Genomic DNA, 15,024 nt, shown 5'->3' on the forward strand with positions numbered 1-15,024 from the left:
GGACGGAGGGAGGGCTACTCCTTGACGCTTCCGGCGGCGAGACCGGACTGCCAGTACTTCTGGAGCAGCAGGAACGCGGCGATCAGCGGCAGGATGGTGATGAGTGACCCGGTGACGACGAGGTTGAAGACGGCCTCGCCGCCCGCGGTCGCGGCCTGCTGGTTCCAGCTGTTGAGCCCCAGGGTCAGCGGGTACCAGTCGGGGTCCTTGAGCATGACCAGCGGCAGGAAGTAGTTGTTCCAGGTGGCGACCATGGTGAACAGCAGGACGGTGACGATGCCGGGCGCCAGCAGCGGCAGGGCGACCCGGAAGAAGGTGCGCACCTCGCCCGCCCCGTCGATGCGGGCGGCCTCCATCAGCTCGGTCGGGATGGCCTCGGTCGCGAACACCCACATCAGATAGAGGCCGAACGGCGAGATCAGGGACGGGATGATCACCGCCCAGGGGGTGTTGGTGAGGCCCATCTTGCTGAACATCAGGAAGGTCGGCACCGCCAGCGCCGTGCCCGGCACGGCCACCGCGCCGATGACGACGGCGAAGACGGACCGCCGGCCGGGGAAGTCGAACTTGGCGAGCGCGTAACCGCCGAGCACGGCGAGGAAGGTGGCGCCGCCCGCGCCGAGCCCCACGTACAGCAGGGTGTTGAGCAGCCAGCGGGTGAAGACACCGTCGTTGTACGTGAACGTCTCGGTGATGTTGTCCCACAGCGCGAAGTCGCCGTCGAACCAGAGACCGGCGGAACGGGACAGCCCCTCCTGCGTCTTGGTGGCGCTGACGGCCAGCCAGACCAGCGGAACCAGGCTGTACAGCAGGACGAGCGAGGTGAGCACGGTCAGCAGCACGCTGCGCCGGGGCCGGTCGGCGGAGTGCCGGCGCCGGGGCGTACGCAGCCGCGGGGCGGAGCCGGAGGTACCGGACGGCGTGGGCGCGGAACGGTCCGAGGCGGTGGCGACGGGGCTGGTCATCGCTGCTTCACACTCCCTTGCGCATGCCGCGCAGCTGCACGGCGTAGGCGATGACCATGGTGATCAGCCCCATGACGATGGCGACCGTCGCGGAGTAGTTGTGCTGCTGACCGTTGAAGGACAGCGCGTAGGTGTAGTAGTTCGGCGTGTAGTCGGTGGTGATGGCGTTGCGCGCCAGGGGCTGCAGGATGCTGGGCTCGTTGAAGAGCTGGAAGCTGCCGATGATCGAGAAGATCGTGGCGATCACCAGGGCCCCGCGGATGGCCGGGAGTTTGATGGCGGTGATCACGCGGATCTGCCCGGCGCCGTCGATCTGGGCCGCCTCGTACAGCGAGTGCGGCACGACGCGCAGCGCCGAGTAGAAGATCAGCATGTTGTAGCCGACGAACTCCCAGGTCACGATGTTGCCGATGGAGGCAAGGACCAGGTCGGGGGAGAGCGGGTCGGGCAGCGAGACGCCCAGCGCGCCGTTGATGTCACCGACCAGGCCGAAGCGGGTGCCGTACATGAAGCCCCACATCAGGGTGGCCACCACGGCGGGCACGGCGTACGGCAGGAAGATGGAGATGCGGAAGAAGTCCCGGCCGTAGAGGCGGCCGCTGTCCAGCGCGAGGGCCACGAGCAGCGCGATGCCGAGCATGATCGGCACCTGTACGGCGAGGAAGAGCGAGACCCGGCCGAGCGAGGCCCAGAACCGGTCGTCCTTCAGCGCCTCGGCGTAGTTGTCCAGGCCGACGAAGGTGGTCCCGCCGATCAGCTGGTCGCGGAAGAGACTGAGGTAGACCGAGTACGCGATGGGCGCGAGGAACACCAGGGCGAAGACGGCCACGAAGGGGCCGAGGAACCCCCAGCCCGTCCAGGAGCGGCGGTCCCGCCTCACCGGGGGCGGGGCCGGCCGCGGCTCGGCGGCGGCCGGCGGTTGCAGCGTCGTCATGTCGTTCCTCGCTCGTCCACGTCCTGGAGCTTCGCCTGATGTTTACGTAAACATGGCGCACCGCGAAAGAGCGACGAGCTGCTATGTTTACGTAAACATCTGATGGCGGCATGTCTACACTGCCCCGATGACGACGGTCAAGGGTCCTCGCGCACCGGGACCCGACAGCGACAGAGAGGCGGCTGACGGCGAGTGAGCACGGCTGAGGAAGTCCCGACGAGCGCACCCGCGCCTCCCCGGCGCGGCCGGGACCGCACGGCCTCCATGGCGGACGTGGCCCGGCTGGCCGGAGTCTCCTCGCAGACCGTCTCCCGCGTCTCCAACGGCTACGCGGGCGTGACCGAGGAGACCCGGCAGCAGGTGCTGGCGGCCATGAAGGAGCTGGGCTACCGGCCCAACAGCGCGGCCCGGGCCCTCAAGCGCGGCGAGTTCCGCACCATCGGAGTCATCACCTTCACGCTGGCCACCACCGGCAACGTGCGCACCCTGGAGGCCATCGCGACCTCCGCGGCGAGCGAGGGGTACGCGGTGACGCTGCTGCCGGTCGCCGTCCCCACCCAGGACGAGGTGCGCGGCGCGTTCTCGCGGCTGGAGGAGCTGGCCGTCGACGCGGTCATCGTCATCATGGAGGTCCACCTGCTGGACGCGGCCTCCCTCAAACTGCCGCCGCACGTCCAGGTCGTCGTGGTCGACTCCGACGCCGGCGACACCTACACCGTCGTCGACACCGACCAGGCCGGCGGCAGCCGCGCCGCCGTGCGCCACCTGCTGGACCTCGGGCACGACACGGTGTGGCACCTGGGCGGCCCCGAGGGCTCCTTCGCCGCCCAGCGCCGCACCGACGCCTGGCGGCGCACGCTCACCGAGGCCGGCCGCACCCCGCCGCCGCTCGTGAGGGGCGACTGGTCGGCGGAGTCCGGCTACCGGGCCGGCCTGGAACTCGCCGCCCGCGAGGAGTGCACCGCCGTCTTCGCGGCCAACGACCAGATGGCCCTCGGCCTGCTGCGCGCCCTGCACGAACGCGGCCGGCGGGTGCCCGAGGACGTCAGCGTCATCGGCTTCGACGACATCGCCGAGGCGGGCTCCTTCCTGCCCCCGCTGACCACCGTCCACCAGGACTTCGCCGAGGTCGGGCGGCTGTGCGTGCGGGCCGTGCTGCGCAAGATGCGCGCGGCGGGTCCGGAACAGGGCACGACGCTGGTGCCGACCCGGCTGGTGACCCGGGCGAGCACGGCGCCGCCGCCCGGGTAGAGGGGCGGGGCGCGGGAGCGGACGAAGGGGACGGACGGCCGGTTTGGGAGCGGCCGGGAGGGTAACCCCACAAGCCGACCGTCGTCACCCCACGTCCGGGAGAGCTCCATGACCCAAGTCGCCGACTATGTGCTCCAGCGTCTGTCCGAGTGGGGCGTCCAGCGGGTGTACGGCTATCCGGGCGACGGCATCAACGGTCTGCTCGGCGCCTTCGACCGGGCCGACGGCGACCCGGAGTTCATCCAGGCCAGGCACGAGGAGATGGCCGCGTTCATGGCCTGCGGCCACGCCAAGTTCACCGGCGAGGTGGGCTGTTGCATCGCCACGTCGGGACCGGGCGCCGTGCACCTCCTCAACGGCCTGTACGACGCGAAACTCGACCACCAGCCCGTGGTGGCGGTGGTGGGCCAGCAGAAGCGGCTGTCGCTCGGCACCCACTACCAGCAGGAGATCGCCCTCGACCAGCTCTTCGCGGACGTGTCCGAGTACTGCCAGATGGTCGTGCACCCGGGCCAGGCCCGGCACGTCATCGACCGGGCCTTCAAGACCGCGCTCACCACACGCGGGGTCGCGACCATCATCATCCCGGGCGACATCCAGGAGGAGGAGGCCCAGCCCTCCCCGCCCAGGGAGCACGGGTCCGTCTTCTCCAGTGTGGGCTGGAGCAGGCCGCGGGTGCTGCCCGACCTCGACGAGCTGCGCAGGGCCGCCGACGTGCTCAACGCGGGCAACAAGGTCGCCATGCTCGTCGGCCAGGGCGCGGCCAACGCGGAGGACGAGGTGAAGGAGGTCGCCGAACTGCTCGGCGCCGGAGTCGCCAAGGCCCTGCTCGGCCGCCAGGTCCTGCCCGACGACCTGCCCTACGTCACCGGTCCCATCGGCCTGCTGGGCAGCAAGGCCAGCGACAACATGATCCAGGGCTGCGACACCCTGCTCATGGTCGGCAGCAGCTTCCCGTACTCGGAGTGGCTGCCCGAGGAGGGGCAGGCCCGGGGCGTCGAGATCGACATCGACGGACGCATGATCGGCATCCGCTACCCCATGGACGCCCACCTCGTCGGCGACTCCAGGGAGACCCTGCGCGCCCTGATCCCGATGCTCCAGCGCAAGGAGGACCGCGGCTGGCGGGAGAAGATCGAGAAGGACGTCCGGGAGTGGCACGACCTGTGCGACCGCTGGGCGGGCGAGCACTTCGGCAAGACCATCAACCCCCAGGCCGTCGCCGCCGAACTCTCCCCGCGGCTGCCGGACGACGTCATCCTGACGGCCGACTCCGGCTCGGGCACCAACTGGTGGGCGCGCCACCTCCTGCTGCGCGACGGCATGCAGGCCTCGCTCTCCGGCACCCTGGCCACGATGGGCCCGGGGACGCCGTACGCCATCGCGGCGCGGTTCGCGTACCCCGAGCGTCCGGTGATCGCCTTCATCGGGGACGGCGCCTTCCAGATGAACGGCATGAACGAGATGATCACCGTCAAGCGCTATCTGGACCGCCTGTCCGGGTCGGCGCCGCTCATCTTCTGCGTGTTCAACAACCAGGACCTCAACCAGGTCACCTGGGAGCAGCGCGCCATGGCCGGAGACCCCAAGTACCCGGGCTCCCAGGTCATTCCCGACGTCCCCTACGCCGCCTACGCCGAGCTCCTCGGCCTCAAGGGCATCGTCTGTTCCGACCCCAAGAAGGTCGGCTCCGCCTGGGACGAGGCGCTCGCCGCCGACCGGCCCGTGGTCCTGGAGTTCAAGGTCGACGCGGAGATCGCGCCGATCCCGCCGCACATCATGAAGGACCAGGGCAAGAAGGCCATCAAGGCGGCGCTGCACGACCCCGAGCTGACCGGGATCGCCACCAAGGGCGTACGCCAGAAGCTCACCGAGTACGCCGAGCACCTCCCCGGCCGGGGCAAGAAGTGAGCGGCATCCGTCACCGGGGGACGAACGGCACCGAGGTCGTCGTCGTCACCGGCGCGACCGGCGGTGTCGGCCGGGCCACCGCCCGCGCCTTCGGCGCCCGCGGGGCCGCGGTGGCCCTGCTCGCGCGGGGCGAGTACGCCCTCCAGCGGGCGGCCGAGGAGGTCGAGGAGGCAGGCGGGCGCGCGCTGCCCCTGGTCGTGGACGTCGCCGACGCGGAGGCCGTGGACGCGGCGGCCACGCGTGTCGAGGAAGCACTCGGCCCGATCGACGTATGGGTGAACGCCGCGTTCTCGACCGTCTTCGCGCCCGTGGCGGAGATCCGTCCCGAGGAGCTGAGGCGGGCCACCGAGGTCACCTACTTCGGCTTCGTGCACGGCACCCAGGCCGCCCTGCGGCGCATGACGCCGCGCGACCGCGGCACCATCGTCCAGGTCGGCTCGGCCCTGGCCGAACGCAGCGTCCCGCTCCAGGCGGTCTACTGCGGGGCCAAGCACGCCATCCAGGGGTTCACCGAGTCACTGCGCTGCGAGCTGCTGCACGACCGCAGCGGGGTGCGGGTGACCATGGTCCAGATGCCCGGGCTCAACACGCCCCAGTTCAGCTGGGTCCTCACCCGGCTGCCCCGCCATCCGCGCCCGGTGGCCCCCGTCTACCAGCCCGAGGTCGCCGCCCGGGCCGTGCTGCACGCCGCCGACCACCCCGAGCGGCGCATGTACTGGGTGGGTGGCTCCACCGTCGCCACCCTGCTGGGCCAGAAGCTCGCCCCGGGGCTCCTCGACCGCTATCTGGCGCGCACCGGCTACGACGGGCAGCAGACCGACCGGGCCGTCGACCCGTCGCGGCCGGTCAACCTCTGGAAGCCGCCGGACGACACCGCGCCGGACGACTACGGCGCCCACGGCATCTTCGACGACGAGGCGCATGCGCGCAGTGTCCAGTTCTGGATCTCCCGCAACCGCCGGCCGCTGGCCCTGGCCACGGCCGTGACGGGGGCGGTCGCCGCCACCCTGGCCGGGAGCCTGCGCCGACGCGCGGGCTGACGGTCAGTCCGGCGGTCTCCGGTCGATGTTCCGCGCCCACCAGTGGTGCTCGCAGAACCAGTGCCCGACCATCGCGCCGCCGAAGACGACGAACCCGACCCCGATCAGCCAGGACTCCACCACCAGCACGATGCCGACCGCGCCGTAACTGAACGCGTTGTCGAGGATCAGCGGCGTGAAGAAGAGGTACGAGAAGCCGCGCAGGCCGATCAGCCCCACCATCGTGGCGAACGCCCCCGGCAACAGGTCGCGCCAGCGGACCTGGCCGCCCAGCAGGAAGTGCTGGCCCCACCAGAAGAACAGCATGCCGCTGGCGGTCGACAGGGCGATCCGCGCCGTACCGTGCAGCGCGGTCCGCGTCTGCACCTCCTGGTAGAGGTAGGCGGTCAGCATGATCACCCAGGTCATCTGGCGCCAGATGCGGTGCCACGGGCCGGAGGGCAGTTCCCAGATGCGCTCGTAGCCGTTCTGGACGCTCGCCGCGAAGGACACGCCGAACACGCCGAGCAGGATTCCGCCCCACAGGCTCGTCGTGCCGACGACCTTGGTCGGCGGACTGATGATGTCGGTCAGCACCTTCGCCGACCGCCCGGACAGCCCCATGCCGTCGGCCAGCCACGAGGCGAAGCCCCCGCGCCCCAGCGGGTCGGCCGCCGCCACCACGATCAGCAGCGGTGCCAGCGTGACCAGGGCGAGGGTGGCGAAGCCCATGGCCCTGTGCATCAGCTCCAGGTCCCGGCCGCGCCGGACCAGGGCGGACGCGGCCAGCCAGTCCCACACACGGTGGAACGGCCGCCACAACCGGTTCACGGGTGCTCCTCGGGCGTCCTTTCGATGGCTCGCGACGGGAGACTGAGTGACCCGGCCCGCGCCCGGACAAACGTCGGTTGACCCGGACGGCCCGCATGGACCGGACGGCGCGGGGAACCGGGCCCCGGTACGCGAAGGCGAGGAGTGCGCGATGACGTCGCTGGCCGGCCCGGACACACCGGCACTGGACGAGTGCGTGGTCGACGCGGTCGACGTGCACGCCTTCGAGGTCCCCACCGACGGCCCCGAGGGCCGCGAGCAGGACGGCACCCTGGAGTGGGACGCCACGACCCTGGTGCTGGTGCGCGTGCACGCCGGCGGCCGCACCGGCCTCGGTTACACCTACGGGGACGTCTCGGTGGCGTCCTTCGTGCACTCCGTGCTCGCGCCCGTCGTCAAGGGCCGGCCGGTCTCCTCGCCGCCCGCGCTGTGGGAGCGGATGGGGGCGCGGATGCGCAACGCGGGCCGCCCCGGAGCCGGGGCGATGGCCCTGTCCGCCGTCGACGTGGCGCTGTGGGACCTCAAGGCACGGCTGCTGGGGCTGCCGCTGGTCCACCTCCTGCCGGCCCACCACGACCGGGTGCCCGTCTACGGCAGCGGCGGCTTCACCAACTACCCCCTGGACCGCCTCACCGACCAGCTCGCGGGCTGGGTCGGGCAGGGCATCGGGCGCGTGAAGCTGAAGACCTCGCGGGACCCGGAGGCCGACCCGCGGCGCCTGAGAGCCGTACGCCGGGCGGTCGGCGACGGGCCCGAGCTGTTCACCGACGCCAACGGGGCGCTCGGCCGCAAGGACGCCCTGTACTGGGCGCACCGCTTCCACGAGGAGTGGGACGTGCGCTGGTTCGAGGAGCCGGTCGCATCCGCCGACCTGGAGGGGCTGCGGATGCTGCGCGAGCGGGGCCCGGCGAGGCTGGAGATCACCGCGGGGGAGTACGCCTTCACCGCGCAGGACTTCGCCAACCTGACCGAGGGGCCGGCCGTCGACTGCCTCCAGGCCGACGTCACCCGGTGCGGCGGCATCACCGCAGTGCTGGAGGTCGCGGGGCTGTCCGCCGTCCGGCACCTGGACCTGTCCGCGCACTGCGCGCCCGCGGTGTCCGCCCACGCCTTCTGCGCCGTGCGGCGGCTGCGGCACCTGGAGTACTTCCACGACCACGTGCGCGTCGAGCGGCTGCTGTTCGACGGCCCCCCGTCGCCCGAGGGCGGGGCGCTGCGCCCCGACACCTCGCGGCCGGGCCTCGGCCTGGAGGTGAGGTGGGCCGACGCGGAGCCCTACCGGGTGTACGGGGTCCGGCCGCCGCGCTGATCCGGGCCCTCAGGGGTCGCTGCGCTCCTGCGCCTCCCGCATGCGCTCGTTGTGCCAGACGACGGCCGCCCGGATCTGGGGCTCCTGGAGGCCCGTCCGGCAGCCGAGCTGGTCCATGGAGAGGGCCGGCGGACCGGTGGTCAGGGCCCGGGTCAGCTTGGCCGCCCACAGCTCCTCGTCCACGAAGGGCCGGTGCGCGTACCCGTCCTTGATCACGTCGAAGTGGTCGTCCGAGCACGCGGTGATGAGCCGCAGCCCGTCGAACCACTCGTTGGTGGCGTGCGCCGCGGAGGAGTCCGGCACGTAGCCCGTCACGGACTCGTCCTCGGGGAAGACCCTGGCGCACAGGTCGCACAGCTCCATGGGGACCGGCTTGGCGGCCCGGCGGTCCTTCCTGCCCTTGCGCTTCCACATGGCGACTCCCGGGGATCGGTGTCCGGAATGCCGGAGTTACCCGCGGGGCGGGATGCAAACGCCCCGCGGGTGGGGGACCGGGCCGCGGCCGGGCGGGGTCAGGCAAGCCTGACCGGCAGTTCGAACAGGTCGTTCTGCGTGACCACCGGCTTGTTGCGCAGTTCCGCGGCCGGGACCGCCAGGTCCAGGTGCGGGAAGCGGGCGTACAGGGCCGGGAGCGCCACGCCCGCCTCCATCCGGGACAGGGCCGCACCGGGGCACACGTGCGGGCCGTGGCCGAAGGAGATGTGCCGGTTCCCGGACGTGCGGGTGATGTCGAACCGGTCCGCCGACGGACCGTGCGCCCGCTCGTCGCGGCCCAGCGCGCCGTACGAGACGATGAGCGCGTCCCCGGCGGGTATGACCCGGTCGCCGACCGGGACGTCCTCGGTCGCGAACCGGATCAGGACGTGCGAGGTCGGTGTCGAGAAGCGCAGGGTCTCCTCGATCACCGCGGACCACTCCTCCTTGCCGGAGAGCACCAGGTCCCGCTGCTCGGGATGGGCGGACAGGTTGACGACGGCGTTGACGATCAGCGAGATCGTCGTCTCGTGCCCGGCGGCCACCATCAGCTGGAGAGTGGAGACGATCTCCGCGTCGGTGAGGCGGTCGCCGTCCTCGGACGCCTGGATCAGCGCACTCGTCAGGTCGTCCCCGGGGTTCGCGCGCTTCGCGGCGACGGTGTCGGCCATGATCGAGGCCAGCTCGGTGAGGGTCGCCACCACCTCCTCGGGCGGGGTCTGCGTCGAGAAGAACTTCTCGAACAGCACCTTCAGGCGCGGCAGCCGCGCCTCCTCGATGCCCATCAGGTCGGCGATGACGTACATCGGCAGCGGGTAGGCGAAGGCCGCCTTGAGATCCACGACGCCGCCGTCCGCGGGCAGCTCGTCGAGCAGCCGGTCGGTCAGCTCGGTGATCCGCCCCCGCATGTGCTCCACCCGGCGCACCGTGAGCGCCTGCGCCACCAGGGTGCGCAGCCGGCGGTGCTCGGCGCCGTCCACCGTGAGCATCGAGCGGCCCGGGTTGGCCAGCCCGATCAGCGGCCAGTCGGCGGGGATCTCGCCGCGCCGCCAGGCGCCCCACACGTTGATGTCCTTCACCAGCCGCGGGTCCGTGAGCAGGGCCTTGGCCTCCGCGTGGTGCGTGACCGCCCACACGGGCACGCCGCCCGGCAGCTCCACGGCGGCGAGCGGTCCGGCCGCGCGCAGCCGGGCGCTCTCGCCGTCCAGGTCGGTGACGAACGGGTCCAGCGGGATCCGGGCTTCTTCGGTGCCGGTCGTCATGCTGACGTGCCTCCCAGGGCAGTGGTCGGGGTGAACCGCACGGGCAACTCGGTCAGCCCCCGCAGCCAGGGCGAGGGGCGACGGGTGAGGGACCCGGCGGGCACCGCCAGGTCGATGTCCGGCAGCCGGTCGAGCACGACCTCGATGCCGGTGCGCGCGATCACCTCGGCGACCTCCTGCGCGGGGAACGGGCAGCGGTGCTCGCCGTGGCCGAAGGAGAAGTGCGCGTTGTTGCCGCCGGTGAGCGCGGAGCCGTCGGTGCGGACCTGCGGGTCGGAGTTGGCGCCCTGCAGCCCGAGCAGCACCAGGTCGCCGGCCCGGATGCGGCGCCCGCCGAGCTGGGTGTCCCGGGCGGCCCAGCGGCCGGCCACGTTCTGCGTGGGCGTGTCCTCCCACAGCACCTCGTTCATGGCCTCGGCGACGCTGTTGCGGCCACCGAAGAGGGAGGCGGCGAAGCGGTCGTCGGTCAGCATCAGGCGCAGCGAGTTGCCGATCCAGTCCGCCGTCGGCTGGTGGCCCGCGGCCATCATCACCATCAGGTCCTGGGCGACCTCCTCCTCGGTGAAGCCGCTCTCGTCGGCCAGCATCCGGGAGGCGACGTCGTCGGCGGGCGCCGCCTTCCGCTCGGCCAGCAGCCGCGCCATCGAGGTGGCGAGGTGCGTCTGGCCCGCCAGGGCCCGCTCCCGGCCGTCGATCATGTCGTTGAGCGCGGTGACCAGTGCCGGACCCTGCTCGTCGGGGAACCCGTACAGGCGGGCCAGGACCCGGACCGGCAGCAGCATCGCGTAGTCGCCGACGAGATCGGCCTCGCCCTTCGCGCACAGCCGGTCGACGAGTTCGTCGGCGAACCGCTCGGCGTGGCCGCGCAGCAGGTGCGGGTCGACGGCCTCCAGCGCGTCGCTGATCATGGCGGCGCGCTCGCGGTGCCGCTCGCCGACCGTGTACAGGATCGACGGCTGCCTGCGGCCGATCATCGGCAGCAGCGGCCAGTCGTCCGGGATGTTCTCCCACTGGTTCCACAGGTCCGAGTCCCGGCTGAACAGCACCGGGTCGCCGGTCACCTGGTGCAGCTCGCGGTACCCGAGCACCAGCCAGGCCGGTACGTCGCCGTCCAGCACGACCGGCGTGACGGCACCGTGCTCGCGCCGCATCTGCCGGTACAGCAGGGCGGGATCGGTCTGGAAGCGGGGGCCGCCGAGCGGTACGGCGCCCGGGACGTCGTGGGCGTCGGTACTCACAGGAACTCCTGTCGGGGCCGGGCGGCGGGACCGGCGTAGTGGGCCTGGAGATGCTCGACCAGCGTGATCAGCACCCGCTTGCTGGACTCCCGGGACCTGGCGTCGCAGGAGACCAGCGGCACCCGCGGATCCAGGTCGAGGGCCTCGCGGACCGCCTCGGGCGGATGCTCCGGGCCGCCGAAGTCGTTGCAGGCCACGATGAACGGCGTGCCGTGGTGCTCCAGGCGGTCGATCGCGTACCAGGAGTCGTCGATGCGCCGGGTGTCCACGAGGACCACCGCGCCGAGCGTGCCCGAGAACAGCCGGTCCCACAGGAACCAGAACCGCTCCTGGCCGGGCGCGCCGAACAGGTACAGCACGTTGCGCGCGTCGAGGCTGATGCGGCCGAAGTCGAAGGCGACGGTCGTCGCGGACTTGCCGCGCACCTCGCTGATGTCGTCGACCGCCTCGCCGGCCTGCGTCATCGTCTCCTCGGTGTTGAGGGGACGTATCTCGCTGACCGAACGGACCATGGTCGTCTTGCCGACACCGAAGCCGCCCACGACCACGATCTTCAGACCGTTGTCGGCGGCCGCGCCCAGCGGGGTGCGCGCCGGGGCGCTCGCCGGGGTACGGGCGTCAGAGATTGCGGAGTCCAACGAGCACCTGCTCCAGGATGTCGGGATCGGGGACGGCTGCCGTGTACGGGTGGCGTGCGCTCACCCGGCCTGCGGCGTGCAGGTCGGCGAGCAGGATCTTGGTGATGCTCACCGGGAGCCGCAGTTCGGCGGCGATCTCCACGACGGCCGTGGGGGCCTCGGTCAGCCTCAGGATCGCCGTGTGCTCCGACTGCATGCCGGGCATCGGCGCGCACTCGGCGACCACGAGGGTGACCAGGTCGAAGGGGTTGTCGGGGCCCGAGCTGCTGCGTCCCTGGGTGACGGTGTACAGCCGGTCGGGGGCGTCGTCCCTGCCGGGGCGGCTCATGAGGTGCGCGGCTGCGCGGTGAGGTGCTCGCCGAGCTGTTCGATGAGTTCGCTCATGTGGTGTCCGACGAGCCCCGCGTCCGCGTCCTCGGAGGTGACCACGGCGAGGTGCGCGCCCTCACCGGCCTCCACGATGAACAGGATCCCCCCGTAGAACTCGGTCATCGCCGAACGCACCCCGCCGCTGCCGTCGCCGAACTCCACGGAGGCACCGTGGGACAGCGACTGGATGCCGGCGGCGATGGCGGCCAGTTGGTCGGCCTGGTCGACGGAGAGTTCCGGGGTGCGGCACAGCTTGAGTCCGTCACGGGAGAGGACGAGCGCGTGCCGCGCGCCCGGCGTGCGCTCCAGGAGGCCCTCGATGAGCCAGGTGAGCTTCTCGTCGGCGGTGGTCGAGCCGGTCATGGAGTGGTGTCGCCTTCCGGGTGCGCGGATGAGGGGGACGGGAGGTCGGGGGCCGTCGCGGCCGGTTCGGCGGCGGCGCCGGTGGTGGTGGTCCGAACGGCCTGGCGGAAGCTGCTGAAGCGGGCCGCGCGGGCCTTCGCGTCGCCGGCGGACGGCGTGGCGCGCGGCTCGGCGGCCCGGGTGGCGGCGCGGGCGCGTTCGGCGGCGGCGAGGGTACGGCCACGACGGCGCTTGGGCAGGTCCGCGGCGGACCGGTCCAGCTCCCCGTCCTGCTCCTGTCGGTCCTGCTCCCGCGGGTCCTGGTCCGGGTCCGAGTCCTGGTCGTGGTCCGCGAGATCGTGGACGGGCGGCGGCTCGGGGGCCACGTCGGCCGGGGCGGGCTCGGCCGCGGGCGGGGCGGGGGTGTGTCGCAGGTCGTCCCGGACCGCCGGAGGTGTCGCCGCCGCCGGGGCCGCCCCCGGCGCGGCGGGGACGGCGGGGCCGCTCAGGATGTCCTGGGGGACGAGCATCAGTACGCCCGTACCTCCGCGCGCGGACGGCCGGAAGGACACCTTCAGCCCGTACTTGGCCGACAGCCGCCCCACCACGGCCAGCCCCAGCCGGGTGCCGGTCAGGCCGCCGAGCCCCGCCGTCTCACCGGCCACCGCCTGCTGGGCCCGGCGCAGTTGCACCTCGCCCATCACCAGCCCGCTGTCCTCCACGGACACGATGACACCGGCCGGCACCTCCTCGACGTACACATGGATCTCCGCCGTCGGCGGGGAGAAGTTCGCGGCGTTGTCCAGGAGTTCGGCCAGGGCGTGCATGACGCCCTCGGCGGCGTGCCCGGCGACCGCGGTGTCGCTGCTGGAGTGCACGCGCACGCGCTGGTAGCCGGCGATCCGGCCCATGGCGCCGCGCAGGATGGACTCCATGCCGATCGGACGCGCCCAACGGCGGCCGGAGCGGGCGCCCGTGAGGACGGCGACGGAGTCGGCGAGCCGGCCTGCCTGCGCGGTGCGGTGGTCGAGATGGAGCAGATCGGCGAGGACGGCCTCGTCGCTGTGCCGCTCCTCCATGGCACGCAGGTCGGCGAGCATGCCGGTGGCCAGCGCCTGCATCCGGCCGGCCGCGTTGGCGGTCGCGGAGACGGCGGCGGCCCGCTCGCCGGTGGCCTGCTTGAGGCGCTCGCCCAGCCGCGCCGTCTCCCCGGTGAGCCGTGCCACCTCCCGGTCCCGCTGCTCGGCGAGCCGCTCCCGCTCGCGCGAGAACTCGGCCACCAGGGCGTCCCGTTCACGTTCGGCCGTGGCCGCGGCCCGGGTCCGTCCGGCATCCGCCTCCGTCCGGGCGGCCGTCAGCAGCCGGCGGGTGGCCCGTTCCGCGCGGACCGCGTGCACGGCCGCCGTCAGTGCCGCGCAGAGCAGGATCGCCGCGGCACCGGCGCCGAGTCCGAGCGGAAGGCGTACCGAGGAGGGCGCTGCGGCGACGGCCCCGCCGACGACGAGTGCCGACACGACGGCGCACGGCAGGGCCACTGCTGCGAGGGCGCGGGGAGTGGGGCGGTCGCCGGGGCGGGCGGGCGCGGTCATCAATCGGGTCCTCGCCTGGCCGCCGGGGCGGCCCTCGTGTCGTCCAACGGGGCGCGTGCGAGCCGAGGGCTGTCACGCGGCACTCAACTGACGATCACTATACGAGGGTTCGTGATCCGAAAGAGCGGAAACTCGTTCATCTTTTGTCCGTTGGCTCAGGGCAGACCGCCCCGTTCGCAGACCTGTGCCGCCACGTCGCGCAGTTTGACGTTGCGGTCCTGCGAGTACCGGCGCAGCGTGGTGAAGGCCTGGTCCTCGGTGAGGTGGTGTCTGCCCATGAGGATGCCCATGGCCTCCCCGATGGTGTGCCGGGTGCCGATCGCCTCCTGCAACTGGGCGTGCGTCCGGGCGCTGGAGAAGGCGACCGCCGCGTGCGAGGCCAGCAGCCAGCCGGCCGTCTCGTCGGCCTCGCTGAACGCGCCGGGCCGGTAGGAGTACATGTTCAGCGCGCCGAGGTCCTCGTCCTCGGTGAACAGCAGGAAACCCATCATGCTGCCGAGGTTCAGCTTGCGTGCCTCGGGGACGTACCTGGGCCAGCGCCGTGCCTCGTCGGTGAAGTCGGCGATCCGGAACTGGCGTTCCCCCGTGGAGCTGCGAGCGGCGTCGAAGCAGGGGCCCTCTCCGACGCGCCCCTGCAGTTCGTCGCTGTCGATCACCACCTGTTCGGTGGGGGCCAGTGACTGCACCTTGGTGCCCCGCAGGATGAGGATGCCGGCGGCGTCGCAGTCCTCCACCAGTTCCGTGGCCGAGGCGGTGATCCGTTCCAGTGTGTCGTGCAGCGATTCCTGGGCCAGCAGATCGCGGGCCAGCGAGGCCATCTGCTGCGCGAAGCCGCGCCAGTCGTCCATGCCGTCTCCTCCCTCGCTCTTGTGACGAGTGCCCCGCGGTGGCC

General features: G+C 72.3%; 15 protein-coding genes. 4 read left to right on the forward strand and 11 right to left on the reverse strand.

What is annotated here, in order from left to right; all coding sequences use genetic code 11:
- Positions 1-14 precede the first annotated feature (14 nt).
- Both ACZ7MF_RS12785 and ACZ7MF_RS12790 read right to left on the reverse strand, forming a co-directional pair.
- Positions 15-965 (reverse strand): carbohydrate ABC transporter permease, encoded by a 951-nt coding sequence (locus ACZ7MF_RS12785; RefSeq protein WP_471476469.1) that lies wholly within the window; start codon positions 963-965, stop codon positions 15-17.
- Positions 966-972: 7 nt separating this feature from the next.
- On the reverse strand, positions 973-1,899 hold the full coding sequence (locus ACZ7MF_RS12790; RefSeq protein WP_121711272.1) for a carbohydrate ABC transporter permease: 927 nt from the start codon (positions 1,897-1,899) through the stop codon (positions 973-975).
- A gap of 192 nt (positions 1,900-2,091) precedes the next feature.
- Between ACZ7MF_RS12790 and ACZ7MF_RS12795 the strand changes: the two genes are divergently transcribed.
- The 3 genes from ACZ7MF_RS12795 (at position 2,092) to ACZ7MF_RS12805 (ending at position 6,101) form a co-directional block, all read left to right on the forward strand.
- Positions 2,092-3,150: a LacI family DNA-binding transcriptional regulator gene (locus ACZ7MF_RS12795; protein WP_471476472.1), complete on the forward strand. Its 1,059-nt coding sequence runs from the start codon at positions 2,092-2,094 to the stop codon at positions 3,148-3,150.
- Between the two features lie 108 nt (positions 3,151-3,258).
- The gene (locus ACZ7MF_RS12800) at positions 3,259-5,061 is read left to right on the forward strand and encodes a thiamine pyrophosphate-requiring protein (RefSeq protein WP_471476475.1); all 1,803 of its coding nucleotides are present in this window, start codon (positions 3,259-3,261) and stop codon (positions 5,059-5,061) included.
- Positions 5,058-6,101, forward strand: a complete 1,044-nt coding sequence (locus ACZ7MF_RS12805) for an SDR family oxidoreductase (RefSeq protein ID WP_471476479.1) — start codon at positions 5,058-5,060, stop codon at positions 6,099-6,101. The genes ACZ7MF_RS12800 and ACZ7MF_RS12805 overlap by 4 nt, the downstream gene beginning before the upstream one ends.
- A 3-nt stretch (positions 6,102-6,104) precedes the next feature.
- Here the strand turns inward: ACZ7MF_RS12805 and ACZ7MF_RS12810 are convergent, their stop codons facing one another.
- Entirely contained in the window at positions 6,105-6,911 is an 807-nt protein-coding gene (locus ACZ7MF_RS12810; protein WP_471476482.1) for a ribonuclease BN, read from the reverse strand.
- Between the two features lie 151 nt (positions 6,912-7,062).
- Here ACZ7MF_RS12810 and ACZ7MF_RS12815 point away from each other — a divergent pair, with 151 nt between their 5' ends.
- A complete protein-coding gene (locus ACZ7MF_RS12815) occupies positions 7,063-8,220 on the forward strand; it encodes an enolase C-terminal domain-like protein (protein WP_471476485.1) in 1,158 nt (385 codons plus the stop codon).
- Between the two features lie 9 nt (positions 8,221-8,229).
- Here ACZ7MF_RS12815 and ACZ7MF_RS12820 read toward each other — a convergent pair whose 3' ends face one another.
- From ACZ7MF_RS12820 to ACZ7MF_RS12855, 8 genes are all read right to left on the reverse strand, one after another.
- Positions 8,230-8,634 carry a hypothetical protein gene (locus ACZ7MF_RS12820; protein WP_471476487.1) on the reverse strand — a complete coding sequence of 135 codons (405 nt, stop codon included), beginning with the start codon at positions 8,632-8,634 and terminating at the stop codon, positions 8,230-8,232.
- A gap of 98 nt (positions 8,635-8,732) precedes the next feature.
- The gene (locus ACZ7MF_RS12825) at positions 8,733-9,956 is read right to left on the reverse strand and encodes a cytochrome P450 family protein (RefSeq protein WP_361008778.1); all 1,224 of its coding nucleotides are present in this window, start codon (positions 9,954-9,956) and stop codon (positions 8,733-8,735) included.
- On the reverse strand, positions 9,953-11,194 hold the full coding sequence (locus ACZ7MF_RS12830; protein WP_471476491.1) for a cytochrome P450: 1,242 nt from the start codon (positions 11,192-11,194) through the stop codon (positions 9,953-9,955). Before ACZ7MF_RS12830 ends, ACZ7MF_RS12825 begins: the two co-directional genes overlap by 4 nt.
- Positions 11,191-11,832, reverse strand: a complete 642-nt coding sequence (locus ACZ7MF_RS12835; RefSeq protein ID WP_471476493.1) for a GTP-binding protein — start codon at positions 11,830-11,832, stop codon at positions 11,191-11,193. The genes ACZ7MF_RS12830 and ACZ7MF_RS12835 overlap by 4 nt, the downstream gene beginning before the upstream one ends.
- Positions 11,813-12,160 (reverse strand): DUF742 domain-containing protein, encoded by a 348-nt coding sequence (locus ACZ7MF_RS12840; RefSeq protein WP_356860988.1) that lies wholly within the window; start codon positions 12,158-12,160, stop codon positions 11,813-11,815. The genes ACZ7MF_RS12835 and ACZ7MF_RS12840 overlap by 20 nt, the downstream gene beginning before the upstream one ends.
- Positions 12,157-12,564, reverse strand: a complete 408-nt coding sequence (locus ACZ7MF_RS12845; protein ID WP_471476495.1) for a roadblock/LC7 domain-containing protein — start codon at positions 12,562-12,564, stop codon at positions 12,157-12,159. Before ACZ7MF_RS12845 ends, ACZ7MF_RS12840 begins: the two co-directional genes overlap by 4 nt.
- On the reverse strand, positions 12,561-14,132 hold the full coding sequence (locus tag ACZ7MF_RS12850; RefSeq protein WP_471476497.1) for a sensor histidine kinase: 1,572 nt from the start codon (positions 14,130-14,132) through the stop codon (positions 12,561-12,563). Before ACZ7MF_RS12850 ends, ACZ7MF_RS12845 begins: the two co-directional genes overlap by 4 nt.
- Before the next feature lie 155 nt (positions 14,133-14,287).
- On the reverse strand, positions 14,288-14,980 hold the full coding sequence (locus tag ACZ7MF_RS12855) for a GAF and ANTAR domain-containing protein (protein ID WP_471476499.1): 693 nt from the start codon (positions 14,978-14,980) through the stop codon (positions 14,288-14,290).
- Between the last annotated feature and the right edge of the window lie 44 nt (positions 14,981-15,024).

The sequence above is a fragment of the Streptomyces sp. NPDC111628 genome (genome assembly GCF_055635195.1).